30 protein-coding genes and 1 pseudogene are annotated in these 23,564 nt (G+C 70.6%); 12 read left to right on the forward strand and 19 right to left on the reverse strand.

All coding sequences use genetic code 11. The features are described 5' to 3' along the window. Positions 1-2: 2 nt before the first annotated feature. Positions 3-239 (reverse strand): hypothetical protein, encoded by a 237-nt coding sequence (locus ACIBCA_RS09545; RefSeq protein ID WP_396282271.1) that lies wholly within the window; start codon positions 237-239, stop codon positions 3-5. Continuing rightward, entirely contained in the window at positions 236-598 is a 363-nt protein-coding gene (locus ACIBCA_RS09550) for an ATP-binding protein (RefSeq protein WP_396282272.1), read from the reverse strand. Before ACIBCA_RS09550 ends, ACIBCA_RS09545 begins: the two co-directional genes overlap by 4 nt. 296 nt (positions 599-894) lie before the next feature. Between ACIBCA_RS09550 and ACIBCA_RS09555 the strand changes: the two genes are divergently transcribed. Further along, positions 895-1,758 (forward strand): helix-turn-helix domain-containing protein, encoded by an 864-nt coding sequence (locus ACIBCA_RS09555; RefSeq protein ID WP_396282273.1) that lies wholly within the window; start codon positions 895-897, stop codon positions 1,756-1,758. Then, positions 1,751-1,945, forward strand: a complete 195-nt coding sequence (locus ACIBCA_RS09560) for a DUF397 domain-containing protein (RefSeq protein WP_396282274.1) — start codon at positions 1,751-1,753, stop codon at positions 1,943-1,945. The genes ACIBCA_RS09555 and ACIBCA_RS09560 overlap by 8 nt, the downstream gene beginning before the upstream one ends. Positions 1,946-2,752: 807 nt before the next feature. Here ACIBCA_RS09560 and ACIBCA_RS09565 read toward each other — a convergent pair. From ACIBCA_RS09565 to ACIBCA_RS09595, 7 genes are all read right to left on the reverse strand, one after another. Further along, complete coding sequence (locus ACIBCA_RS09565; RefSeq protein WP_396282275.1) at positions 2,753-3,769, reverse strand: hypothetical protein; 1,017 nt, start codon at positions 3,767-3,769, stop codon at positions 2,753-2,755. Continuing rightward, positions 3,760-4,212, reverse strand: a complete 453-nt coding sequence (locus ACIBCA_RS09570; RefSeq protein WP_396282276.1) for an NUDIX domain-containing protein — start codon at positions 4,210-4,212, stop codon at positions 3,760-3,762. The genes ACIBCA_RS09565 and ACIBCA_RS09570 overlap by 10 nt, the downstream gene beginning before the upstream one ends. 115 nt (positions 4,213-4,327) lie before the next feature. Beyond that, entirely contained in the window at positions 4,328-4,573 is a 246-nt protein-coding gene (locus tag ACIBCA_RS09575; protein ID WP_396282277.1) for a hypothetical protein, read from the reverse strand. 133 nt (positions 4,574-4,706) lie between these two features. Then, on the reverse strand, positions 4,707-5,570 hold the full coding sequence (locus tag ACIBCA_RS09580; protein ID WP_396282278.1) for a helix-turn-helix domain-containing protein: 864 nt from the start codon (positions 5,568-5,570) through the stop codon (positions 4,707-4,709). Next, positions 5,567-6,079, reverse strand: coding sequence for a DUF6879 family protein (locus tag ACIBCA_RS09585; protein WP_396282279.1), 513 nt, complete (start codon positions 6,077-6,079; stop codon positions 5,567-5,569). The genes ACIBCA_RS09580 and ACIBCA_RS09585 overlap by 4 nt, the downstream gene beginning before the upstream one ends. Beyond that, complete coding sequence (locus ACIBCA_RS09590; protein WP_396282280.1) at positions 6,063-6,278, reverse strand: hypothetical protein; 216 nt, start codon at positions 6,276-6,278, stop codon at positions 6,063-6,065. Before ACIBCA_RS09590 ends, ACIBCA_RS09585 begins: the two co-directional genes overlap by 17 nt. Positions 6,279-6,393: 115 nt before the next feature. Continuing rightward, positions 6,394-6,549 (reverse strand): hypothetical protein, encoded by a 156-nt coding sequence (locus tag ACIBCA_RS09595; protein WP_396282281.1) that lies wholly within the window; start codon positions 6,547-6,549, stop codon positions 6,394-6,396. Between the two features lie 168 nt (positions 6,550-6,717). Here ACIBCA_RS09595 and ACIBCA_RS09600 point away from each other — a divergent pair, with 168 nt between their 5' ends. Continuing rightward, positions 6,718-7,185 (forward strand): GreA/GreB family elongation factor, encoded by a 468-nt coding sequence (locus tag ACIBCA_RS09600; protein ID WP_396282282.1) that lies wholly within the window; start codon positions 6,718-6,720, stop codon positions 7,183-7,185. On the opposite strand, the gene ACIBCA_RS09605 is transcribed toward ACIBCA_RS09600, so the two are convergent. Further along, positions 7,182-7,637 carry a GNAT family N-acetyltransferase gene (locus ACIBCA_RS09605; protein WP_396282283.1) on the reverse strand — a complete coding sequence of 152 codons (456 nt, stop codon included), beginning with the start codon at positions 7,635-7,637 and terminating at the stop codon, positions 7,182-7,184. The genes ACIBCA_RS09600 and ACIBCA_RS09605 overlap by 4 nt on opposite strands. Before the next feature lie 130 nt (positions 7,638-7,767). Here ACIBCA_RS09605 and ACIBCA_RS09610 point away from each other — a divergent pair, with 130 nt between their 5' ends. The 4 genes from ACIBCA_RS09610 to ACIBCA_RS09625 all read left to right on the forward strand — a co-directional run bounded on the left by ACIBCA_RS09610 (position 7,768) and on the right by ACIBCA_RS09625 (position 13,153). Beyond that, positions 7,768-9,009 carry an MFS transporter gene (locus ACIBCA_RS09610; RefSeq protein ID WP_396282284.1) on the forward strand — a complete coding sequence of 414 codons (1,242 nt, stop codon included), beginning with the start codon at positions 7,768-7,770 and terminating at the stop codon, positions 9,007-9,009. After that, on the forward strand, positions 8,997-9,824 hold the full coding sequence (gene fdhD / locus ACIBCA_RS09615) for a formate dehydrogenase accessory sulfurtransferase FdhD (protein WP_396282285.1): 828 nt from the start codon (positions 8,997-8,999) through the stop codon (positions 9,822-9,824). The genes ACIBCA_RS09610 and fdhD overlap by 13 nt, the downstream gene beginning before the upstream one ends. Positions 9,825-9,826: 2 nt before the next feature. Next, positions 9,827-10,765 carry a LysR family transcriptional regulator gene (locus tag ACIBCA_RS09620; RefSeq protein WP_396282286.1) on the forward strand — a complete coding sequence of 313 codons (939 nt, stop codon included), beginning with the start codon at positions 9,827-9,829 and terminating at the stop codon, positions 10,763-10,765. Between the two features lie 90 nt (positions 10,766-10,855). After that, positions 10,856-13,153: an FdhF/YdeP family oxidoreductase gene (locus ACIBCA_RS09625; protein ID WP_396282287.1), complete on the forward strand. Its 2,298-nt coding sequence runs from the start codon at positions 10,856-10,858 to the stop codon at positions 13,151-13,153. A gap of 159 nt (positions 13,154-13,312) precedes the next feature. On the opposite strand, the gene ACIBCA_RS09630 is transcribed toward ACIBCA_RS09625, so the two are convergent. Together ACIBCA_RS09630 and ACIBCA_RS09635 are read right to left on the reverse strand one after the other, a co-directional pair. Beyond that, positions 13,313-14,635: a YhgE/Pip domain-containing protein gene (locus tag ACIBCA_RS09630; RefSeq protein ID WP_396282288.1), complete on the reverse strand. Its 1,323-nt coding sequence runs from the start codon at positions 14,633-14,635 to the stop codon at positions 13,313-13,315. Between the two features lie 120 nt (positions 14,636-14,755). Continuing rightward, entirely contained in the window at positions 14,756-16,000 is a 1,245-nt protein-coding gene (locus ACIBCA_RS09635) for a serine hydrolase domain-containing protein (protein WP_396282289.1), read from the reverse strand. A 210-nt stretch (positions 16,001-16,210) separates the two neighbouring features. Here ACIBCA_RS09635 and ACIBCA_RS09640 point away from each other — a divergent pair, with 210 nt between their 5' ends. Continuing rightward, positions 16,211-16,939 carry a MarR family transcriptional regulator gene (locus ACIBCA_RS09640; RefSeq protein WP_396282290.1) on the forward strand — a complete coding sequence of 243 codons (729 nt, stop codon included), beginning with the start codon at positions 16,211-16,213 and terminating at the stop codon, positions 16,937-16,939. A 286-nt stretch (positions 16,940-17,225) separates the two neighbouring features. Here the strand turns inward: ACIBCA_RS09640 and ACIBCA_RS09645 are convergent, their stop codons facing one another. Next, positions 17,226-18,302, reverse strand: coding sequence for a helix-turn-helix domain-containing protein (locus ACIBCA_RS09645; protein WP_396282291.1), 1,077 nt, complete (start codon positions 18,300-18,302; stop codon positions 17,226-17,228). A gap of 174 nt (positions 18,303-18,476) precedes the next feature. Here ACIBCA_RS09645 and ACIBCA_RS09650 point away from each other — a divergent pair, with 174 nt between their 5' ends. After that, on the forward strand, positions 18,477-18,998 hold the full coding sequence (locus ACIBCA_RS09650; protein WP_396282292.1) for an AAA family ATPase: 522 nt from the start codon (positions 18,477-18,479) through the stop codon (positions 18,996-18,998). A gap of 15 nt (positions 18,999-19,013) precedes the next feature. Here the strand turns inward: ACIBCA_RS09650 and ACIBCA_RS09655 are convergent, their stop codons facing one another. Continuing rightward, positions 19,014-19,913 carry an aldo/keto reductase gene (locus ACIBCA_RS09655; RefSeq protein WP_396282293.1) on the reverse strand — a complete coding sequence of 300 codons (900 nt, stop codon included), beginning with the start codon at positions 19,911-19,913 and terminating at the stop codon, positions 19,014-19,016. A gap of 168 nt (positions 19,914-20,081) precedes the next feature. Between ACIBCA_RS09655 and ACIBCA_RS09660 the strand changes: the two are divergent. The 3 genes and pseudogenes from ACIBCA_RS09660 to ACIBCA_RS09670 form a co-directional block, all read left to right on the forward strand. Further along, positions 20,082-20,207: pseudogene (locus ACIBCA_RS09660) on the forward strand (transcriptional regulator); the annotation flags it as partial. Next, the gene (locus ACIBCA_RS09665; protein ID WP_396282410.1) at positions 20,150-20,431 is read left to right on the forward strand and encodes a DUF397 domain-containing protein; all 282 of its coding nucleotides are present in this window, start codon (positions 20,150-20,152) and stop codon (positions 20,429-20,431) included. The pseudogene ACIBCA_RS09660 and the gene ACIBCA_RS09665, both read left to right, overlap by 58 nt. A gap of 83 nt (positions 20,432-20,514) precedes the next feature. Then, positions 20,515-21,081: a GNAT family N-acetyltransferase gene (locus ACIBCA_RS09670; protein WP_396282294.1), complete on the forward strand. Its 567-nt coding sequence runs from the start codon at positions 20,515-20,517 to the stop codon at positions 21,079-21,081. Here the strand turns inward: ACIBCA_RS09670 and ACIBCA_RS09675 are convergent. From ACIBCA_RS09675 to ACIBCA_RS09695, 5 genes are all read right to left on the reverse strand, one after another. Next, on the reverse strand, positions 21,051-21,608 hold the full coding sequence (locus tag ACIBCA_RS09675) for a GNAT family N-acetyltransferase (RefSeq protein WP_396282295.1): 558 nt from the start codon (positions 21,606-21,608) through the stop codon (positions 21,051-21,053). The genes ACIBCA_RS09670 and ACIBCA_RS09675 overlap by 31 nt on opposite strands. A 10-nt stretch (positions 21,609-21,618) precedes the next feature. Continuing rightward, the gene (locus ACIBCA_RS09680) at positions 21,619-21,765 is read right to left on the reverse strand and encodes an SUKH-4 family immunity protein (RefSeq protein WP_396282296.1); all 147 of its coding nucleotides are present in this window, start codon (positions 21,763-21,765) and stop codon (positions 21,619-21,621) included. Positions 21,766-21,876: 111 nt separating this feature from the next. Next, the gene (locus ACIBCA_RS09685; protein ID WP_396282297.1) at positions 21,877-22,482 is read right to left on the reverse strand and encodes a DUF1700 domain-containing protein; all 606 of its coding nucleotides are present in this window, start codon (positions 22,480-22,482) and stop codon (positions 21,877-21,879) included. Next, positions 22,479-22,859 carry a PadR family transcriptional regulator gene (locus tag ACIBCA_RS09690; protein ID WP_396282298.1) on the reverse strand — a complete coding sequence of 127 codons (381 nt, stop codon included), beginning with the start codon at positions 22,857-22,859 and terminating at the stop codon, positions 22,479-22,481. The genes ACIBCA_RS09685 and ACIBCA_RS09690 overlap by 4 nt, the downstream gene beginning before the upstream one ends. A 93-nt stretch (positions 22,860-22,952) precedes the next feature. Beyond that, positions 22,953-23,474 carry a GNAT family N-acetyltransferase gene (locus ACIBCA_RS09695; RefSeq protein WP_396282299.1) on the reverse strand — a complete coding sequence of 174 codons (522 nt, stop codon included), beginning with the start codon at positions 23,472-23,474 and terminating at the stop codon, positions 22,953-22,955. Positions 23,475-23,564 lie beyond the last annotated feature (90 nt).

The following is a 23,564-nucleotide window of genomic DNA, read 5'->3' on the forward strand; positions in this document are numbered from 1 at the left end:
CGCTACTCGTTCCAGTCCAGGTCGCGGAGGAGGTGGAGGAGGTTGAGCAGAGTGCTCACGGGCGCGGGCCCGAAGTCGACCAGGAGGCGACCGTCGGCGGTCTCCGAGGAATGGGCGGAGCCCCAGAGGAGTCCGAACTGGAGGCCTAGCCGGTGCAGTTCACCGAGGAGGGCGATGATCTGGCACCGGGTGCAGTCGCCCGCGCGGGGGTCGCCAGGGGCGACCGGCTCGCAGGTCACGCCGCGGAGTCCAGCTCGAACCACACGAGTTTGCCCTTCTGCTGCGGGTCGACGCCCCAGCGGTGGGTGAGGCCCTCGACGAGCTGGAGACCACGGCCGGACTCGGCGAGCTCGCCCGGCTTGCGCTGCTCGGGGAGGGCGTCGCTCTCGTCCGAGACGGTGACCCGGAGGGTGGAGCCGAGGAGGGAGAAGAAGACGACGGGACAGGCGGTGCCTCCGTGCCGCCACGCGTTGACGATCAGTTCCATGAGGGCGAGTTCGGCGTTGAAGACGGTCTTGGGGTCCCAGCCGCAGCGGATCAGCGAGTGCCGGAGGGACTGCCGGGAGAGGGCGAGGGAGGGGGTGTTATGGGTGCACACGGGAGCCTCCGTGAGAGGTGATGGCGTTGGGAGAGGAGCCGGCGGATACGTCGCCGTGAGCCAGGCCAGAGTGGGGCTGGATGCTCTGCGGTGCGAGGGCGGCAGGCGCCTACTGCCCTTGAAAACAGGCATTACTGACGATCCGTCTGATCGGCGTGACCGACCGTATCGCAGAGGCATGAGAAATTTTCCATGGATCTGGAATATTCCCTCTAACGTGGTACCGCCAGCTCCGAGATGGACCGTCGCTCCGGCAGCGCGGCACACTGGGACCAGCCCTCCCCCGGAAGGAACCAATGGCTCGCACGAACCCAACACTCCGTCAGCGTCGGCTCGGCGCAGAGCTGCGCAGGATGCGGGAGCAGGCCGGCTTCGGCGGCAGTGAACTCGGCCGCCTCGTCGGCATGAACCCGGCACAGGTGACGCAGATGGAGGCCGGGAAGATCGGCATCAGCGTGGAGCGCCTGCGTACCGTCGCCGCGATGTGCATGTGCGTCAACGAGCCGTTGATCGATGCCCTCTCCGAGATCATCACGGAGCGCGAGAAGCCGGGATGGTGGGAGGAGTATCGAGGCAGCCTGTCCGGCGACTTCATCGATGTCGCGGAGTTCGAGGGCCAAGCCCGAGCGATGACCACATATACGATGGCGTTCATTCCCGGCCTCCTCCAGACCGGCTCGTACGCCGCTGCTGTCTTCGCGCAGGCTGTCCCGCCGCCGCCTCGTCATGAGGTCGACCTCAGGACCGCCTTCCGGATGCAGCGACAACGACGTATTCGGTCCGGCGTGACGCCGTACGGTGCGCTCATCCACGAAGCCGCCCTACGCATGCAGTTCAGCAGCCCGGAGGTCCTCGCCGAGCAGCTTGGTGCACTCATTGAGGATTCCGCGCAGCCGAACATCTCGATCCGAGCAATCCCGTTCGATGTTGGCGCGATGCCGAGCTCCCTTGCGAACTTCATCTATGCCGAGGGGTCGATTCCCGAACTCGACACCGCGCAAGTGGACACGGGCCTCGGCGCCAGGATCTTCGATGCGCCCGCACACCTCGCCAAGTTCCGATCGCTGCTTGCCCGCTTCGAGTCCCGCGCGCTCTCGGAGGAGGAAACCCGGGAGTTCATCGGGTCCATCAAGAAGGAAATGGAAAGCAAGCATGAATAGTTCTGCATGGCAGAAGTCCAGCTACTCCGCCGCTCACGACGAATGCGTCGAGGTGCGCGCCACCGGCGGGCTGGTCGAGCTGCGCGAGTCCGACGACGCCGACATCGTCATCCGCACCGTCCCCGCCAGGTTCGCCACACTCCTCCAAGGCGCCAAGACCGGCCAGTTCGACCACCACACCCACTGACCAGGTGGCGCCTCGCTCCACAGAGCGAGGCGCCACCTGCATGAGGGTTCACAAAGGTTGGCGGTAGGCCCGGACAAGCAGCGTGTCCGCAGCGCGTACGCCCGGTTCGGCGGGAGGGAGCCGCTCGATGCTGATCTTCGTGAACCCAGACTCGTCCAGCAGCTTCGTCCAGACACTCTCCTGGAGAACCCAGCGACGCATCATGGCCGGTCCGCCGTCGGGGGTACAGGCCGGAATGTCGGCGTGCTGGACGTCCGGTTCTGCGGGGGCTCCACCGAGGTAGTGGCCCAGAGTGGAGGCGGCCAGCAGTCCGCCGGGTCGCAGGGCGCGGGGGCGGCGGCTGGGAGGAGCCGACGGGGGTCGGTGAGGTCGAGGCTGCCGAACACATGGGCCCAGATCCAGTGGAAGGCGCCAGGGACGGTCCGGTCCGTGTCGGCGCGGGTGCGGCCGTAGTGGTGCCACAGGTCCGGCGCGCCGGACTGAGCGGGTGATGTGGTTGTCACTCGGATCATCCTTGCGCCCGGTGTGCGCTGGCGCCGGAATTTGAGAGAACTCCACTCCTGCGGGTTGCGGTGGCCCCGGCCGGGCCCGGGGCCACCGCAACTGCGCGGTCAGTGTGAGTCGTTGCCGTGGTGGCAGGGATATCCGCCAGCGAGGCAATGACCAGGTCCGGTCTGGACCGTCGTCAACGGGCCGCAGTCGCCCCCGGAGCGCCATCCGGGTGCCCTGTAGGCCCGTCCAGATATGTTGGTGCCCCGGCCATCCGTCACGGGGGAACGACGGACGGCCGGGGCGATCGAGGGCGGCCTACTCGCCCAGGCCGGGCCCGGTGTAGGCCGGTGAGCGGAAGATGCGGCGGAACGCGCCGTGTCCGTGGTGGTGGTTGAGCCAGGCGGTCAGGCCGGACAGGTCGCCGCTGATCATGGCGGCGACTATGAGCCCGTGCAGCGTCTCGGTGTCGGCCCCGCCCATCTCTGTGAGGAAGCGCTGATACCGCGCTCCGACAGCGTCTTCGTATCCGGCCATCGCCAGGTGGAAGCGGGTGGCGATCCCGGGTTCGGCGTGGTCGAAGTCGGACGGCTCCAGCCGCCCCGTCGCGTCGCGGAACGCCAGCCAATCGGGCGGCGCGATCCGCTCAGCCAGGCCGAGGCGATCGGCCACCATGGCGGCGATCGTCCGGGCCTCGCGGTCGGTGGCTCCCTCCATGACGATCCCGATGTTCCGGGTGGACACGGCATTGTCCGCATCGGGTGCCGAGTATGTACGCCCTTGCGAGTCAGACCAGTTGATCCCGTACCGACTCCGAACCACCTCTCCATCCTGGAGTCGGTACTCCCGGAACGAGCCCCAGTGCAGGCAGTCATGCGCGTACGACCTCAGCAGGTCGAGCGCCACTAGCTCCGGCGAGGTCAGCCGGGGATCACTAAGCCGCCCGTACCGGGTGATCACCGACGCCAGTTGCACGTGCCGGTAGCCCTGGTTCGGGTGGTGGAACCCGCCGAAGGCATCCGGCTGGGTCGAGCGCACCCCGACCCACACCCGATCAATCGGCAGCAGCTGGCCGAGCCCCAATTCCCTGTAACGGTCGGCCAGTAGAGCCGCCCCGTGCCGGAACACCTCCCGTGCCGGCTCGTCCGCCCAGGTGTCCAGCACCCAGTGCAGCAGGCTGAACGTGATGTGCGGGTGTGCCTGGTCCAGCGCTGCCGTCGCCCTCCGCCCGGCCAGCAGATGTGCCAGCTCGGCGCGCTCGGACAGGTCCCCGGCCAGGTGCTCGTTCGGCCCCAGGCACGAGGGGGTGAGCGAGCGGCCGAGGGTCAGAAGCACTGACGACTGATCAGCTGCCGGTGCGACTCCTGCACTCCCTCGGGGAGATCGTCCGGAGAGAACCACCGAGCCTCCAAGATCTCGAACGAAGCGACCTTGATCCGTCCACTGACGTACAGCGCCTCGTAGGCGACTTCGACGCGCAGCTTGTATCCGCTCTTCAGGTGCGCCAGCTCGCACACCTTCACCGTGAGCCCGGCCTCCTCCCCGACCTCACGCACGATCGTGTCCTCGAAGCTCTCACCCTTGTTGGCGTAGCCGGTCGGCAGACCCCACTGCCGACCCTCCGGCCACAGCCGGTGCTTCAGGAGCAACACCCGGCCTTCCTCATCGCGGACGATGCCCGTGACCCCGACCATGAACTTCGAGTGCCACAGCCACAGAACGCGCCACTGCATCGGGCCCCGGATGATCCGCCAGAGCTTCGCAGCGATCTTCTTCATGGGTTTCGCCCCTTCATTGACGGCCACTGCCGCGCGCCGCTCGCACGGTCGGCCCACAATCCCGCACCCCACCCCCGGGATACCAAATCCCGTGATCATCAGACCAATTGGAGTGTCAGTGCCGGTGCCGCCCGCGCTCCGCGTTCAGCTCGGCCTGGCGGGCGACCTCAGCGGCTACCGGATCGGGCCTCTCGGGCTCGGTGGACGGGTCGGCCGGCGCGGGAGCGTAGAGGTCGAACCGCAACCACTCGACGTGCTCCCCCAACGGGCACCTCGGGCACGGGTACTGCGGATCGAGCGGGTACACCACCGGGCGGGCCTTCGCCCCCGCCGCCCGGTACTCCTCCAAGAGCGCAGCCATCTCCCCCGGAGTAGCCCTCTCCCTGATCCGGCGCGAACCGGCGGACCTCACGGCAGTAGACATCCTTGCTCCCCTTCGCTTGGCTCTGTGGGTGAGGAGTCAAGCTATGGGATGCAAGCACGTTATTCAAAAATTATTCACGTGCCTGCATAAATTGCTGATCAGAGCCTCGAAAGTCATCGGACCATCGCAGGAGAAGGCTCCGCGCCTCTTCATCAAAGAGGGCATATCTTTCCATGGTCGCAAATGCTTCCAAGTGCATCGCTACGTCTTTCGAGTCCCTGAGCGCCAGAACCCCACTGGTTGTTTCGATGGTGACAAGAGATGCGTCATATATGGTGAAAGTGTCCATCGGCGCCACGGGCATGAGACCGCCCAAAGGGATAACACCGAGGCGGACATTGGGGAGCCGAGAGACCGAGATGAGTCGATCGAGCTGCATCGCCATGGCCGGCGCAGGGATCAACGGCCATCTGACAGCCATTTCCGACAAGAGAAATATGAATCTCTTACTGGCGTCATATAGCACTTCTTGGCGACTCAGTTTTCGCGCTATGAGTCTACTCTGGTCGCCATCGAGGTGAGCAAGGCTAGCCTTAATGTATTCGGGGGTCGAGAGGAGCCCCGTAATCATCGACAACAAAAAGAATCTGAACTCCGTGGATGAAGACTCCAGACCAGCAAGTTCTTGCTGCTTATGCTGAAGCCCCTTCCGCCGAAGCGCTCGAAGGCTCTGCCAGTCGGTGTTCGCCAGGCGGGCAAGCTCTGTGACTCGGGTCAGCACCTCTGCCGGAGCCTCTAGGGAACGGAGGATCTGTTCCACATCCACGAGACTGACGGGGCTTTTCCCATTCTCAATCCTTGAGATCTTGGACTGAGACATATTGCAGCGCGCAGCGAGCCGGACCCCTGAGAGCCCGGCTCGCTTCCGCAATTCTTTCAGTGTTGCAGCCAGTTCCTGTTTGGACTGGTCCAGCTGCTCGGGGCGGAGCGTCACGGCTTGACGTACTCCAAAAACGGGACCGATTCCGCGATAGCCGCCCGCTGGTACTCGACAAATGGTGCGGAGTCACCGTCGAAGAGCTCGCGGCTGATCTGCGTCCCGTCCGCCCTGTAGTTCATGAGGACGATCTTGGACTGATCGAACATCCAGAAGTCCTGCACGGACGGAAGTGGATTTTCCCTGTCGCTCACGTCAAGGATTCGAATGTCTTCGCCGGCCTTCACGTGGTGGCGATAGTAGTACTCGAACTCGAACCGGAGATAGTCGGAGAGCGGGCGGGTAACAATGTGAACGCGCCCGACGCGCTTTCCCTCGGCCGTCCACTGCTCCACCTCGTCCATCCACCCGGACCTGTAGTCATCGGGGGAGCCCTCTCCGGCTAGAAAGCGCGCGAGCTTCTCGGCTTCCTGCGGCATGGTGTAGGTGGGCAGTGTTTCGAGCCGCCACGCCTCCGACTGCATGGAATCGAAGCACTGATTCCAGGCTTCACCAACCAAGAGCACGGAACGCCTCCCGAAGGGTCTCCTCGGGGATCTCAACCAGGCCCTCGCCCTCGGGCGGGGTGAAGAGGAGTACCAGGTCGCCCTGGACCACGAACTTGCCCGCCTCGGTGCGGTAGACGTTGGGGCAGTCCTTCTCCCCGCACGGCCCGTCCCCGCTGCCGTTGTTGGTCAGACGAGTCAGCCCCGCGCGTTCGGACATATCAAGCCTCCTTACTGTCAGTCAGGTTGACGAACTGACAGCCAAGCTAGAGGCGCCGGGAGCGGGCCGTCTATGCATGAACGCGACTATGCACGTCATTGACTAAGGATCATGGTCAGCTCAGTACTGCGTTGTCCAGCTTCTCCAGAAACTCAGCAGGCCACGGGCCCGGCTTCCAGGCATCCACGAAGTGAGTCACTACGCCATCGCACTCGTGCAGCTCGCCGATGATCGGAACCTCAGCCCTGACGGAGAAGGGCTTGATCCTCACCTGATCGACGCCTCCCCAGCCGAGGGCAAGCTGCGCGAACTCTCCTCGTCACCGCCAGGACTCCGGGTACCTGAGCCCTTCGTCCGCTCGCCGGGACCGGAGTTGCCGGGGGCCGGGCGCGGTGGGGTAATGGAAACGGCCTGTCCGCAAGCGACTTGGGAGTCGGACATGAGCGGTGGCCCCGAACCGATCAGTGCCGAGGGCCTGCGAGTGGCGCAGGAGGAGCTGGCGCGGTTGCGCGCCGAGCGGGAGAGGGTTTCCGGGACGCTGCGTGGGGAGGACGACGCGGTGGGCGACCGGGCGGACCAAGCGGACGAACTTCAGCGGGCCGACGATGTGGCCCGGCTGGAGGATCGGATCGCCGAGGTCGAGGGCCGTCTGAAGGAGGCTGCGGTGGCCGGGGCGCCGTCCACGAGCGTGGTGGGTGTGGGCTCCACCGTCACCGTCCGCTTCGACGACGGTGCGGAGGAAGTCATCGAGGTCACGGAGCTGGCCGAGTTCGACGAACGGACCCTCGTCACCTGGGACAGCCCGCTCGGCAAGGCCCTGCTCGGCCGCCACGCGGGCGAGACGGTGGCCTACGACACCCCCGCCGGCGCGGCGAGCGCCACCGTGCTGTCGATCGGCGACAGCTAGAGCGCGAGCTTGAAGCCTTCGTGGCTGCGCGCGTAGCCCAGCGAGGCGTAGAAACGGTGCGCGTCCTCGCGCTGCTTGTTGCTGGTCAGCTGGACGAGTGCGCACCCCCGGTCGCGGGCCCGAGCGGCCGCGAGTTCCATCAGCGTCCGGCCGAGCCCGCCGCCCCGCCGGTCCGCGCGAATCCGGACGGCCTCGATCAGCGCGCGTTCCGCGCCGCCCTTACCGAGCCCGGGAATGTACGTCGCTTGCAGGCAGCCGATCACCGTTCCGTCGGCTTCGACGAGGACCAGCATTTCGTTGCGCGGGTCCGCCTCGATATCCGCGAAGGCCCGCTCGTACGCCTCGCCGACGACGATGCCCGCCGGGTCGACCACCTTCTCCTCGTCCGCGAGCAGGGCCAGTACCGCCGGCAGGTCGGCGCGGGTCGCGGGGCGCAGGATGGGAACAGGCATGGCGCACACCCTACCGGCCGCCTGATAAGGGCTGCCTATCAAGTCACAGGAATTCCCTCTTTGACCCTCCCTTCCGAATTCACCGAAACTGAATTCGGAAGCGAAAGTCCCCCACCCGAGACGAGATCCGATGCAGGCCCCCCGCTGGCTCCCCGCAGCAGCAGCCGTGGCCGTCGCCGCCTGGGGTGCCAACCAGTTCACCGCCCTCGCGACCGTCTACCGGGCGCGCACCGACTGGTCGGCCCTCGCGCTGGCCGCGATGTTCTCGGTCTACCTGCTCGGCCTCGCCCCGGGCCTGCTGCTCGCCGGGCCCGCCGCCGACCGGTTCGGCCGCCGCCGTACCGTACGGGCGGGCCTGGCGCTCTCCGCCGCCGCCAGCCTGCTGCTGGCAACGGGGCAGGAGCCCGCCGGGTACGTCAGCCGCCTCGCGACGGGCTTCGCCGCCGGGCTGGTGTTCCTCGCGGGCGCCACCTGGATGCGGGAGCTGTCGACCGCGCCGGCCCAGGTCTCGTCCCGCCGGGCGATGTACGCCACCGGGACGGGCTTCGCCGCCGGGGCGCTGGCCTCCGGGGTGCTCGCCGAGTGGCTGCCCGACCCGATGACCGTGCCCGCGCTCGCCCACGCCGCCGCCTGCCTGCTGGTGCTGCGCGCCACCCGCGAGGTGCCCGACACCGCCGCCGTCCGCCCTCCGCCGGACAGCCACGTCGAGGCGCACCGGGCGGCCGTCACCCACCCCCGCTTCCGCTACGTGGTGCTCCCCGCCGCCCCGGCCGTCCTCGGCGCCGCCACCGTGGCGTACGTCGTCCTGCCGCCCCTGGTGGCCGACCGGACGCCCGGCTACGCGCCGCTGTTCGGCGGCCTGGTCGCTGCCCTGACCCTCACCGCCGGGGTGGTCGCCCAGCCCTTCGCCGCCCGCCTGGACGACGCCCACAGCGCCCGGGCCACCCTCGGCGCGATGGCCGTCGTGATCGCCGGACTGCTGGTGGGCGCCCTGGCCGCCGCCCGGGACTCGGTGGCGCTGGTGGTCGTGGCCGCCGTCGTCCTCGGCACCGGGTACGGGCTGACGCTCGGCGCGGGCCTGCACGAGGTGGAGCGCCTCCACGGCGGCCCGTCCTCCGCCTCGCTCTACCAAACCACCGTTTCCGGTGGTTTCCTCACCCCGCTGCTGCTCACCGGCACCGCGGACCACGCCTCCTACCCGGCGCTGCTCGTCGCCATGGCCGTCATCGGCCTGCTCTGCCTGGGCGTCACCGCCGCCCACAGCCGCCGTCACCTGCCGGACCTACCGAACCCGCCCGACCCGCCGAAGCGAGAGGATGCACGGGTACAGGCCACACCGACGACGAGGAGCCACCACCGATGGGCCGAGTGACCGTCCCCCGCAGGGTGCTGCGACTGCGCGAGGGCGTGCCCTCGCACCGCCCCGACACCCTGGCCGCCGAGGAGCCGATGGAGATCCGCGTCAACGGCCGCCCGCTGACCGTCACCATGCGCACCCCCGGCGGGGACTTCGACCTGGCCGCCGGGTTCCTCGTGAGCGAGGGCGTGCTGCACGCCGCCGACCACCTCGCCGCCATCCGCTACTGCGCGGGCGCCACCGCCGACGGCTCCAACACCTACAACGTGGTCGACGTCGCCCTCGCCCCCGGCGTGCCCGCCCCCGACGCCTCCCTCGAGCGCAACTTCTACACCACCTCCTCCTGCGGCCTCTGCGGAAAGGCCAGCCTGGACGCGGTGCGCACCACCGCCGCCTGGAGCGTCGCCGAGGACGGGCTGCGCGTCACCCCGCGCCTGCTCTCCGCCCTGCCCGAGCGGCTGCGCGCCGCGCAGAAGGTCTTCGACAGCACCGGGGGCCTCCACGCGGCGGGCCTGTTCGACGCGGACGGGCACCTGCTCTGCCTGCGCGAGGACGTCGGGCGGCACAACGCGGTGGACAAGGTCGTCGGCCACGCCCTGCGCGAGGGCCTGCTGCCCGCGCGCGGCACGGTGCTGATGGTCAGCGGCCGGGCCTCCTTCGAGCTGGTGCAGAAGGCCGTGATGGCGGGCATCCCCCTGCTCGCCGCCGTCTCCGCGCCCTCCTCCCTGGCCGTGGACCTCGCCGAGGAGAGCGGCCTGACCCTGGTCGGCTTCCTGCGCGGCGAGTCGATGAACGTCTACACCCGCACCGACCGCATCGAGACGGCCTGACCATGCTCCTGCGCCAACTGGAGTACCTCGTCGCCCTCGCCCGCGAGCGCCACTTCGCCCGCGCCGCCGAGGCCTGCCACGTCTCCCAGCCCGCCCTGTCCGAGGGCCTGCGCAAGCTGGAGGACGAGCTGAAGGTGCTCCTGGTCCGGCGCGGCCGCGCGTACGAGGGCCTCACCCCCGAGGGCGAGCGGATCGTGCGCCGCGCCCAGCGCCTGCTCGCCGACCGGGACGCGCTGCGCGAGGAGGCCACGGCCCTGCGCACCGGACTGAGCGGCACCCTGCGGATCGGCTCGGTGCCCACCGCCTCGGGCGCCGTCTCACTGCTCACCGACCCGTTCTGCGCGGCCCACCCGCTGGCCTCGGTCCAGCTGCGCACCGACCTGCGCGCGGAGGAAGTGCTGCGCCGCGTACGGGACTTCGAGATCGACGCGGGCATCACCTACACGCCGGACAGCACCGAAGGCGTCCGGACGCACCCCCTGTACGAGGAGCGCTACGTCCTGCTGACGGGAGCCTCCGAGGAGCCCGCCGCCCACCCGAACGTCACCCGCCCGAACGCCACCCGCCCGAACGCCACCTGGGCGGAGGCCGCGGAGCTGCCCCTGTGCCTGCTGGAGCCGGGCATGCAGGGCCGACGGACCCTCGACGAGGTGTTCACGGGCCTCGGCCTGGCCCCGCGGCCCCGGGTGGAGACGGACTCCGTGGCCTCCCTCTTCGCCCACGTCCGCACCGGCCGCTGGGCGAGCGTGGTCCCGTACGCCTGGCTGCACGTGTTCGGCGTCCCGCCGGGGATGCGGGCGCTGCCGCTGGTCGGGCCGGTGCACGGCGCCCCGATCGTCCTGGTCCTGGCGGACCGCCGACCGGGCCCGGTGATGGCCCGCGCCCTGCTGGAGGTGGCCCGGCGCACCGACGCGGCCACCGTCCTGGAGCGGCTTCCCTGAACACCTGCCCTGAACATCTGCCTGAGTCGCCGAACCCCACCCCCCGACGTAGCCTCGACCCCCGGGGGCCCTTCCGGAAGGCTGAGCACCGTGACCAAGCCCGATGACGAACAGGTCGGCCCCAAGCCCGCCGGCGAGCCGCACGCGGCCCCCTACCACCACCCCGCCGCCGGCTGGGGCGCCGCGAAGAGCGTCACCCGCTTCCTGGCCCGCGAGGGCGCGTACGTGGACGGGCCGCGCGCGGTCATGAAGATGAACCACGAGAACGGCGGCTTCGACTGCCCCGGGTGCGCCTGGCCGGACGACACCAAGGGTCTGCACCTGGACATCTGCGAGAACGGCATCAAGCACGTCACGTGGGAGATGACCCGCAAGCGCGTGGGCCGGGAGTTCTTCGCCGCGCACTCGGTGTCCGAGCTGTCCGGGTGGAGCGACTTCGCGCTGGAGGACCAGGGCCGCCTCACCGAGCCGATGGTCTACGACGCGGCCACCGACCACTACGTGCCGATCGGTTGGAAGGACGCCTTCGAACTCGTCGGCGCCACCCTGCGCGGACTGGACGACCCCGGCAAGGCCGCCTACTACACCTCCGGCCGGCTCGGCAACGAGGCGACGTTCCTGTACCAGCTGATGGCCCGCGAGCTGGGCACCAACAACCTGCCCGACTGCTCCAACATGTGCCACGAGGCCAGCGGCCGGGCGCTGCAGGCGTCCCTCGGCACCGGGAAGGGCACGGTCGACCTGAAAGACTGGGAGGTCACCGACGCGCTGTTCATCCTGGGCGTCAACGCGGCCTCCAACGCGCCCCGGATGCTGACCTCGCTGGCCGAGGCGTTCAAGCGCGGCGCGCAGATCGTGCACGTCAACCCGCTGGTGGAGGCCGCCGCGACCCGCACGATCATCCCCCACGACTTCACCGACATGGCGCTCAACCGGGCGACGCGGACCAGCACCCTCAACCTCCAGCCGCGCATCGGCGGGGACATGGCCCTGCTGCGCGGCATGGCGAAGGCGCTCCTGGAGCAGTCCGCGACGGACGAGAAGGCGCTGGACCGGCTGTTCGTCGAGCGCCACACCTCCGGGTTCGAGGAGTACCGGAGGATCTGCGAGGAGACGCCCTGGGAGGAGATCGAGCGCCAGAGCGGACTGGACCGCGCCGAGATCCTCAAGGCGGCGCGGGTCTACCGGGAGGCGGACCGCTCGATCTTCAGCTGGTGCCTGGGCGTGACCCAGCACGAACACGGCGTCGACACCGTGCGCGAGATCGTCAACCTCCTTCTGCTGCGCGGCAATCTGGGCCGCGAGGGCGCCGGCCCCTCCCCGGTGCGCGGGCACAGCAACGTGCAGGGCAACCGCACCTGCGGCATCGACCACCGCCCGGCTCCCGCCTTCCTGGAGCGCCTCGGCGAGGTCTGCGGGATCACCCCGCCGACCGCCCACGGCCTGGACACGGTGGGCACCATCGAGGCGATGCGGCGCGGGGACGTGACGGTCTTCATCGGCATGGGCGGCAACTTCGCGCTCGCCGCGCCGGACACGCCCTACACCTACGAGGCCCTGCGCGCCTGTGAGTTGACGGTGCAGGTGAGCACCAAGCTGAACCGCAGCCACCTGGTGCACGGCAGGGCGGCGCTGATCCTGCCCTGCCTGGGCCGCACCGAGAAGGACCACCAGCGCGCGGGCGTGCAGTCCACCTCCGTCGAGGACTCGATGAGCATGGTGCACCTGTCGGTCGGCATGAAGCGCCCGGCCTCCCCGCACCTGCTCTCCGAGCCCGCGATCGTCGCCGGAATGGCCCGCGCGGCGCTGCCGGACAGCGCGACGCCCTGGGAGTGGTACATCGAGGACTACGACCGCATCCGCGACACGATGGCCGAAGTCCTGGACGGCTTCGAGGACTTCAACCGCCGGGTACGGCTGCCGCTGGGCTTCCGCATCAAGCAGCCGGCCCGCGAACTGGTCTTCCTCACCCCCTCCGGCAAGGCCGAGTTCTCCGCCGCCCCGCTGCCCGACGTCGTCCCCGCCCCCGGCACCCTGGCCCTGGGCACCATGCGCTCGCACGACCAGTGGAACACCACCATCTACTCGGACAACGACCGCTACCGGGGCGTCAAGAACCTGCGCACGCTGGTGTTCCTCAACCGGGACGACATGCGCGAGCGGGGCCTCGCCGAGTTCGACCCGGTCGACGTGACCAGCACCGCCCGGGACGGCAGCACCCGCTCGGTGCAGGGCTACCTGGCCGTCCCGTACGACATCCCGCGCGGCTGCGCGGCCGGGTACATGCCGGAGATGAACGTGCTGTGCGCGATCGGCGACTACAGCACGCAGAGCGACCAGCCGATCATGAAGCACCTCAGGGTGACGGTGACGAAGAGCGGGGCCTAGGCCCTCTCTTTCGGATCTTGTCGGATCAGCGGGCGTCGTTGGGGTGCGTGCATCGGCGGTGCCGAGGAGGGAGTCCATGCGGAGCATCGGCGACTGACGAGAAGCCGTCGAGGTGCGTGCCCCGGCGGCGACCGCCCGGCAAGATCCGAAAGAGAGGGCCTAGTCACTCGGCTGGGGCGTCCAGCGGTGCAGTCCCTTGCGGTCGTAGTAGCGGGTCATCGCGAAGCCGAAGGCGAGGGCCAGCACCAGGCCGACCGCGATCATCGCCCAGCCCCGGGCCAGGCCGGCGTCGCCCCGGGCGTCGAAGAAGAGGATCGCCCGGATGCCGTCGCTCAGTTGGCGCATCGGCTCGAACGCGCCGAGGAAGCGGTAGAAGCCGGGCACCGCCTGGAGCGGCACGGTCGCGCCCGAGGAGGGCAGGGCGAGCGCGATGAAGACGAACATCGACACCAGCTGCCCGATCCCGCCGAAGGCCGCGTTGATCGCCTGGACGCCGAGGCCCACGGCCAGGCTGGCGCAGTACGCGAAGAGCCAGAGCATCGCCGCGTGCGGGGCGTCCATGCCGAGGATGCCGACCGTGCAGAGCAGCACCAGGGAGGTGGTGACCAGCATGATCCCGGCCGTCATGACCATCTTGAGCAGCAGGGTCTGGGTGCGGCTGATCGGGACGGTCGGGCGCCGGGTGTGCCAGGGGCCGATCTCGCTGTCGGCGTAGCCGAGGGCGCCGTCGACTCCGCTGTGGATGATGTTGCCGCCGATGAAGGCGGTCAGCACGGCCAGCAGCGTGTAGTAGAAGGCGCTCAGGCCGAGGCCGCTGTGGCTGCCGATCGGGTGGCCGATCCGGGTGGTGACGGCGAACGGGTCGGCGAGCAGCAGCCGGGCGGTGGCGCCGGTGTCCGGTCCGGTGGCCGGGGCGGTCGCCGGGGCGCCGGTCGCGGGCGGGACGGCGGCGAGCAGGTCCTTGCCGGTGGCGAGCGACGCCTGGTGGGCGGCGTTCTGGGCGATCTGGGCGGCGATCGAGGAACCGAGGCTGCCGAGACCGGGGTTGGTGAGGACGGTCAGGGTGGGCCGGTCGGTGGCCCGACCGGTCACCAGCGCGGTGACGGCGGCGGTGAAGTCCTTCGGGACGACCAGCGCGCCGTAGACCTTGCCGGAGGAGAGCTGGTCATCGAGTCCGGCGCCGTCGATCCGCTTCCAGTCGACGGTCGCCCCGGGGCTCCCCGCCACCACGGCCTTGGTCAGCAGCGTGCCGACGTTCTCGGTGCGGCCGGGCGGCGGCGGGCCCTGGTCCTCGTTCACCAGGGCGATCGGCAGCCGGTGCAGGTGCCCGGACGGGTTGACGATGCCACCCATGTAGAGCAGGGAGAGGAGGACGGCCAGCAGGCCGCACAGGATGCCCGGGAAGAGCCACAGTTTGGGCCGGCGCGCGAGCTGGAACGCCCGTGCCTGCCGGGCTGGCCCCTGGGAGTCCGTGGTAGCCATGCCACCCCTCGGGTTCGGGCACGCCTGGGCGCCGTGCCGGTGCGGGTACGGCGGGAAGTCGTTCCGTGGCCGCCGCGCCGCCAAACCCGCCGTCACCCGGCCGGGCGTCGCCGGGCCTTCTCAGGAGGTGACGGCCGCCGGGCAGAACTCGGCCTCCAGCTCGTGGGTGAAGACCCCGATCGGCGAGCCCATGGGGCCCTTGGCCCAGTCGCCGTTCACCTCGGTGGAGAGCAGGTGGCGGCCGTCGCGGCTGCCGAAGGTGTAGGACCAGGAGCCGTTGATCGCGCCGCCCATGCCCCAGACCGTGGTGCAGGACAGCTTCTGCGAGGCGACGCCCAGGCCGTACTGCGAGTCCTTGATCCAGTTGACCCCCGGGTCCAGCATCGTGAACATCTCGTTCTGCTGGGCCTGCGGCAGCAGCCGCCCCTCGAGCAGGGCGCGGAAGAACGTGTCGAGGTCGCCGCTGGTGGAGATCATGTCGCCGGAGGCGTACCCCCAGGAGGGGTTGAGGTCGGTCACGTCGTAGCTCGGGGCGGTGTCGACGTCCGTCGCCATCAGCTGGGAGTAGTGGCGGGCGTGCGGGCCGTGGATGCGCATGTCCCCGGCGGCCGGGACGTAGGTGTTCCCCAGGTGCAGCGGGCCGGTGATCCGCGCGCTGATCTCCTGGGCCAGACTGCGCCCGGTGGCCTGCTCGACGATCATCCCGGCGAGCGCGTAGTTGGTGTCGGAGTACGCGAACCCGGTGCCCGGGGCGAACACCGGGCCGTTGGCCACGGCGACCTCGACGAGCCGGCGCGGTGTGAAGTCGTCGAAGCGGTGGAGCAGGAAGGGCGTGCCGACGAACTCCTTCCCGAGCTCCGGGTCGCCGACGTAGTTGAAGACGCCGCTGGTGTGGTTGAGCAGCTGGCGGACGGTGATCCTGGAGCCGTCGTAGCCGTTGCCGTCCAGCAGGCCGGGGAGCCACCGCTCGACGCTGTCGTCCAGGCTCAGCCGCTGCTCGGCGGCGAGCTGGAGGACGACGGTGGAGACGAAGGTCTTGGTGGTGCTGCCGATCCGGAAGCGGTCCTGGGGCTTCATCGCGCGGCCGCTGACCCGGTCGGCGGTGCCGGCCGTGCCGAACCAGGTGGAGTCGCCGTCGCGGACCTCGGCCCGCGCCCCCGGCAGGCCCGCCTCGGTGACCGCGCGGTCGAGCACGGCCTGGACGCCGGCGTGGGCGCCGCCGGTCGACGCTCCGCCCTTCGACGCTCCACCCTTCGGCTGCTCGCCGGCGGCGAAGGCGGCCGGGGCCGAGGCCAGCAGGGCGGCGGTGAGGGTTGCGGCGATCGCGGTGCAGGCGGTGATCTTCGCGGTCTTCGCGGTCTTCATGGTGGGCTCCCCGTGTGGTCGTTCGGTGTTTCGCTACGAGGAAAACCCTAGGCTTCTGTTCGCAGCTACATCAATGCCCTGACTGACCACCAGGTATGAATCCCCTGGTCAGAGACGGTAATTCCTTGCAATGACCCTGCCGACTAATGCAATCGGCTCGACGCCCCACTGTTGCAATGGAATACTCGTCGGCGACGAGAGGAGCCGCCCGTGCCAGGCGCCAGACTGACCCAGGAAGAGCGTCGCCTGATCGCCGCGGGGCTCACCGCGCGGCTCGGCTACGGGGAGATCGCCCGGCAGCTCGACCGCCCGACCTCCACCATCACCCGCGAGATCGCCCGCAACGGCGGCCCCTCCGGCTACCGCGCGGACAACGCCCAGCGCGCGACCGTACGGCGCTCCCGGCGGAGCAAGGCCCCCGCTCCCCGGGTACCCGAGGGCAGCGCGGGCGGAACGGGCGGCACGGGCGCGGCCGACGGACGCGACCAGGCGGCGGTGGAGCAGTACGCGACGCAGCTCGCCGAGCTGTTGGCGCAGCTCGGCATGCCGCGCATGGTGGGCCGCGTCCTCGCCTGCCTCTACGTCACCGACTGCGGCAGCCTGACCGCCGCCGACCTGGTGCAGCGGCTCGGGGTGAGCCCGGCCTCGGTCTCGAAGGCGATCGGCTACCTGGAGGCGCAGGAGCTGGTACGGCGCGAGCGGCCCGAGGGCGGGGGCCGCGAGCGGTACGTGGTCGACGACGACATCTGGTACCGGGCGATGCTCGCGAGCGCCCAACGCAACGCCGCCCTGGCCGAGTTCGCCCGCGACGGCGCGGAGCTGCTCGGCGCGCGGACCCCGGCCGGGGCGAGGATGGCCGAGGCGTCCGTCTTCCTGGACCTCGCGGGGACGGACATCGTCCGTGCCGTCCGGCGCAGGCGGCGCGGACAGTCGGGCTGACGGGTACGCGAACCGCCCGCCGACGGTGGCCGACGGGCGGTCACGGGTGCCGGAATCAGGAAGCGTTCCGCCACTGATCGGCCCGGCCGCCCGTCCAGACGGTCCAGTTCTGGTCGCACCGGCGGCGAAGCATCGGCCCTTCCCCCTCTTCTCGGATCACTGGAACCCCTCGGCGTCGCGCGCGAACGACACCGGTACGACGCCGGATGGAACCCTCCCCCCGCTGGGTTCCATCCGGCCCTCCGACGCTTCTCGAACATCCGCGTCAGGCTTCCCCCGTACGCCCTCAACGGTAGGCCGTGGGCGGCTCCGGCGATCCGCACTGCGTCGTCGGCTCTGCGCTCTCCGTCTCCTGTCCGCCATGCCCGCTCAGCGCCTGGCGGCGGTGCTCGCCGGGCGTGAGCCCGTAGGCGGCCTTGAAGGACCGGCCGAAGTCGGAGGCGCGCAGGATTCCGCAGCGTGCGGCGATGCTGTGGATGGGCACGTCGCGCAGCGCGGGGTCGGCGAGGTCGCGGTGCGCCTTGCCCAGCCGCTGGCTGCGGATGTAGGCGGCGACGGTCTCGCCGTGGGAGTGTTCGCTGAACAGGCGGTGCAGGTGGCTGACGGAGATGTGGTGGGCGGCGGCAACCACCGTGGGGGCCAAGTCGGGGTCGTGGAGGTTGTGCCGGATGAACGACCTGGCGCCCTCCACGGTGCCCCGGCCCCGGGCGGTGGGCGACAGTTCGTTCAAGGCGTCCAGCTCCTGGGTGACCCAGGCGGACACCAGGTCGACGAGGATCGCGCCGAGCCGCGCCGACTCCGCGGACCGCAGCCGGGCCGCCTGCCGGTCCAGCCCGAGGAGGAAGTCGGCCAGCAGCGCACCCGTCCCCTGCCGTCCGCACCGGCCGCGTCCGAGCAGGTCGCTCAAGCGGTCCGGGCGCACCGGCAGCAGGGAGGCGGGCAGGTCGATGCCGACACCGGCGATCACTCCCCCTTCCCCGCCCGCCTGCCGGCCCGGGCCGTCGGCCCTGAAGTAGTGCAGGTCGTAGGCGTGCCAGCTGTCGATCATGACGATGTCGCCCGCCCTGACCTCGGCGTGCTCCCGGCCACGGGACAGCGTCTGGGCGCCGGACGTCAGCACCGTCAGGTGGTACTTCTCCTCGTCCGTGCGTCGGATCATGCGCTCGGTCCGCCGGAAGCGGGCCGGGGGGAACGACGTCCCGAGCAGGACCACCGGCCCCAGCTCGAACCGCCGGACCTCCGCCGTGAAATCCTCGATGGAGTCGACAGTCGCGTCGCACACCCGCGTTCTGAGCAGTTGTTCCCGCCAGCTCTCGAAGCGCCCCCGCGCCGACAGGCCCCCGGCCTCGTTCCCCGCCCCCACGGGCCCCTCCTTCCGATCGGACCCCGCCGGGTCGGCGGGGTTCTCTCCCCCGTGCGACGACGCTATGCCAGTACACCGACAAGTCACCGGCGGTTCCTGCTCCAGGATGGCGGCCGGGGGCGGACTGCGGGAAATTGCGTGGCCGTCCGACCTGGTCCCTGTCACCATCCGGGGATGACCACGCTGTTCCTGATGGTCGGCCTGCCCGGGGCCGGCAAGACCACCCGGGCCCGTCAACTCGCCGCCGAGCACGGCGCGTTGCGGATGACGCCCGACGACTGGATGATCCCGCTGTTCGGCGCGGAGGTGGAGGGCAAGCGCGACGTGCTGGAGGGGCGGATGCTCTGGCTCGCCCTGGAGGCACTCAGGCTGGGCACCAACGTCGTGGTGGACTACGGGTGCTGGTCGCGGCAGGAACGCACCGCGATCCACTGGATGACCGAGGCCGAGGGCGCGGCCTTCCGCATGCTCTACCTGCCCGTGGACGACGCCACCCAGCGCGCCCGGATCGCCCACCGCTGGGCCACCACCCCGGAGGAGACGTTCCCGCTGGGCGAGGCCGACATCCGGTTCGGGCGGACGCACTTCGAGGAGCCCGACGCGGCCGAGCTGCGCGGCGACCGGCCCGCCGGCCCGCCCGGTGAGTGGGCGGACTGGCGTGCCTGGGCCGCGGACCGGTGGCCGTCCTTCGAGTGACCGCCCGGCCTCGGCCTACTCTGCGGGGCTCAGCGCGGCCAGGTCCTCCTCGGAGAGCCTCAGCGAGCCCGCCGCCACGTTCTGGGCGAGGTGGTCGAGGTCGCCCGTCCCGGGGATGGCCAGAACGTGCGGGCCCCGGTGCAGCGTCCACGCCAGCCGCACCTGGGCGGCACTCACCCCGTGACGGTCGGCGACGGCCTGCACCCCGCCCTCCTCGGACGCGACCGCACCCGCCTCACGCCCCTTGCCCGCGATCGCGTAGAACGGCACGAAGGCGATGCCCTGCTCGCCGCACAGGCGCAGCACCTCCTCCTGCTCGGGCGCGGCGCCGAGGCCGTACATGTTCTGCACGCAGACCACCGGCGCGATGGCCCGCGCCTCGGCGAGGTGGTGCGGGTGGATGTTGGACAGGCCCAGGTGGCGGATGAGCCCCGCCTCGCGCAGGTCGGCGAGCGCGCCGAAGCGCTCGGCTATGGAGTCGGTGCCGAGGATGCGCAGGTTGACCACGTCGAGGTGGTCGCGGCCCAGCTGGCGCAGGTTCTCCTCGACCTGGGCGCGCAGCTCCCCGGGCGTCCTGGCGTGCGCCTCCCAGGCGCCGGAGCGGTCGCGGCCCGGGCCGACCTTGGTGACGATGACGAGTTCGTCGGAGTAGGGCGCCAGGGCGCCGGCGATCAGCTCGTTGGCGGAGCGCCGCGAGGAGAAGTAGAACGCGGCGGTGTCGATGTGGTTCACCCCCAACTCCACCGCCCGGCGCAGCACGCCGATCGCCTGGTCGCGGTCACGCGGGACGGCGTCGGGCGCGAAGGCCGCGCCGTACTGGGGGAGGCGCATCGTGCCGAAGCCGATGCGGTTGACGGTGAGGTCGCCGAGTTTCCAGGTGCCGGAGGCCGTGGCGGTGATCGTTTGCGTGGTCATGGCGGAATGATCGGTGAAAGGTGGCCCCTCGGGCCAGCCCTGAGTTGCTGTCCGACGGGGTGCCGGAGGAGCCGGGGAAGAGGGACAAGGGGCGGAAAAGGGCGCACGCAGGGAGCGCGCCGTAACGCTGTGCGCGCGATGGATCGCTTTGCGGAACCAGCACGCGGGATGCGGAGGTACGGTAGCGACCACCTGATCAGGCAGCGGACGATGGCCCGACTGGCACGGCAGGAGCGATTTCTCGATCCAGACGGGCCGCTCCTGCTCGCAATTCTGGACGAGAGTGCCATCCGGACCGTCTACGGCGGTCCAGGTGTGATGCGGCGCCAGATGGAGCATGGCGCAAGAGCAGCTACAGCGGCGGGAACGGCGGCGACTGCATCGAGGTAGCCCCCGGATTCCCCGGTCTCGTCCCCGTACGTGATTCCAAGGACCCCCAGGGCCCGGCCCTCGTTTTCTCGGCTTCCGCCTGGGAAGCCTTCGTCGCAGCTGTCCGCTCGGGCGATCTTCCCTCCTGACCAGTTGTGGCCCCGGGGACGTCGGGCAGCGGCCAACCTGCCCGTGCACAGCAGCGACTCGGTTGCTGGCTATGCTGCCGATCATGACCAGCGACCCGACGACGACCGCACCCGTCGTCCTCGACGCCGCGCAGGTGGCGTCCGATCCTGAACTGGCGGGCCGGCTCGCCGAATCCGCGCACCGGATCCTCGCCGACCTGGTGCGTGGAGGTGCCGCGCTCGGCTGGGTCGAACCTCCCTCCCCGGGCGAGGTGGGGGACCTGCTCGACCACGTCCTCGCCGCCGTACGGGCCGGGGACGGCTTCCTGCGTCTGGCGTACCTGGACCGTCGGCTCGTCGGGCTCGGGTACTGGCTCCGGTACGCCCGGCCGACCCATCGGCCGAACGCGGACCTGGAGAAGCTCGCGGTGGATGCCGCCGTCCACGGCCGGGGCGTTGGGCGGGCGCTGACCGCCGCCCTGATCGAGGACGCCCGGGCGGCAGGAATCGAGGTCCTCACCCTGGACGCCCGTGGCGACAACGCCGACGCCCTGCACCTCTACCGGTCGTTGGGCTTCACCGAGTACGGCCGCCTGCCCGAGTTCGTCGCGGTCGGCGAACGCCGCTACGACAAGGTCTTCTACATGCTGGACTTCCGCCGTCGGCCCTGACTTGGAGGGTCCGCCCGCAGGAGCCACCCCTCGCCGCAGGCGAACGCGACGCCCTGGAACGACGGGCCGGACGCCACCCGCTCGAACCCCAACTCCCGGTGCAGGTCCAGCGAGGCGCGGTTCTCGGCGGAGACGAAGCACCACACCGGCTCGCCCCTCCCCCACACCCACTCCATCCGCCACTCGGTCAGCAGCCTCCCCAGGCCACGACGCCGCCAGACGGGATCGACGGTGACGCCGGTCAGGTAGTAGCCGACGGGCGCATGGGCGGACAGGAACGCCACGTTCGCGTACCCGACGACCTCGCCCGCCACCCTCGCGGTGACCACCAGGCTCCGCTCGGCATCGAGCGCCCGACGGATTCGCTGCGCCCACTCCCCCGCCGACCCACCGCGCGCCCGGGCCTGCAACGCGGCCAGGACCGGCACGTCCTCCTCCACAGCCCCCGCCACCACGGCCGCCACGGGTGGCTGCCGCTCGCCGGGGGCGGGGGCGTAGGCGGCGAACTGCGGGTTGTCGCTGGTCATGTCCCTCCGCTCACCAGTGCGGCGCCGCCGGGACCCCGACCTCCGCCGGCAGCGCCTTCTGCTCGTCCGGGACCAGCCAACCCGCCACAGCGTACGCATCCGCCCGTACGAGGTTCCCGGCGCCCGCCCAGCCGATCAGATCGTCATACGTCAGCACGGGGAATCCTGCACGGAGATCGGCGAGGCCGGGATGCGCCGACTACGGACGTAGTGCCACTACTCGCGTAGTGGCACTACGCGAGTAGTGCTCTGCGGTGCCCGGACCGGTTCAGCCGGCCAGGGCGGCGCTGCGCAGCCGGGCCGCGGAGCGGGAGAGGCGCAGGGCCGCGAGGAGGGTGGGGCAGAAGCCGATCGCGCAGGCGGTGAGGACGCCGGCCGGGCTCAGGCCCGAGGTCGACGCGACGGCGACGACCGCCGCGGCCACCGGGGTGAGCAGGATCGGGCTGAGCAGGAGCAGGGCCGCCTGCCGCTTCTCCCGGCGCGTCCACTGCGCGGACTTCGCGACCCGGATCGCGGCGACGACGGCGGTGATCAGCGCGAGGAGCGGCCCGATGGCGGGGACGAGGAGCAGCGGCATCGGCAGCACCGCGAGGAGCAGGGTGAGGTTGGTGCGGCGGCCGGTCTCCGGCTCGGGCCGGGTGCCGCCCTCCTCGGCGAGCGCGGCGTCGGCGATCCGCCGGGGGCTGCCGAGCCGGTCGAGGACCTGCCGGACGGCGTTCTCGTCGGCGGGGTCGCACTCGGCGAGGGCGATCTCCACGTGCTCGCGCAGGTCCGCGAGGAGTTCGCGGCGGCGTTCGGCGGGCAGCGGGGAGGTGTACCGGTCGACGGCGTCGAGGTGGGCGCGGACCAGGGGGTGCTCGATGGGGTTGTTCACGGGGTGTCTCCCGGGGAGAGGACGTGGTCGACGGTTTCGCGGAAGGCCGGCCAGAGCGCGGCGAACTCCTCGAGGGCGCTGCGGCCCGCGTCGGTGAGGACGTAATAACGACGGGACGGGCCGCTGGGCGAGTCGCGCAGGAACGTGTCGGCGAGCCCGCTGCGGCGGAGCCGGGACAGCAGGGGGTAGATCGTCCCCTGGCTGGTCGCCAGCATCGGGAACCGCTCCAGCGCCTGCAACAGCTCGACGCCGTAGCACGGCCCGTCGCGCAGCAGCGCCAGGACGCAGTACTCCAGCACGCCCTTGCGCAGCTGGGTCGCCACCGGCCCGTCGGCCGGGTCGGCTCCGCGTCCGTCACTTGCGATGCCAGGTACCATGCATTGCAAGCTAGCATGCGAAACCAGGTTCCGGGAAGCGGCTGGGCCGGGCGTCACCCGCCCGGCCCAGCCGCCACCTCGGAGGGAGCCGGCCTACGGGCGGGGGTCGGTCCGCAGCAGGCTGTAGAGCACCACGTCCCGCCATTCGCCGTCCCGGAAGGTGTGCGCCCGCTTCACGCCCTCACGGACGAATCCGACCTTCTCCAGGGCGCGCTGCTCGGCCCGATTCCCGGCCTCGGTCTCAGCCTCCAGGCGCATCACCGGCGAATGGGCGAACAGGTAGTCGACGAAGAGCCGGTGGGCCCGGGTGCCGATACCCCGGCCACGCACCCCGGGAAGGAGCTGGACACCGAGGCTCCAGTGCCAGGACGCCGGCGTCGCACTCTCCCGCATGGCGGCGGCATAGCCGCCGAACTCCCCGTCCACGGTGACCGCGAGGGTCCACTGCTCGTCGGTGAGCAGCCCGTTCTCCGCCCAGACACGGCGGATCCGGTCGGGCTGACGCCAGCCGAACCACAGGTGCTCGCCCATGGCGTCGGGGTCGTTGAGGAGTTCGAGGAACTGCGGCAGGTCGGACTCGGCGATCGGGCGCAGGGATATCCGTTCTTGGCTCATGTCCACCCGAACGCCGAATGACGCGGTGACGGTTCCTCAATTCCCCGAGAAATTCGGAGAACTTTCCGGAAAATGTCCGCCGGCCCGATT

The sequence above is a fragment of the Kitasatospora sp. NPDC051170 genome (assembly GCF_044455705.1).
GTDB lineage: Bacteria > Actinomycetota > Actinomycetes > Streptomycetales > Streptomycetaceae > Kitasatospora.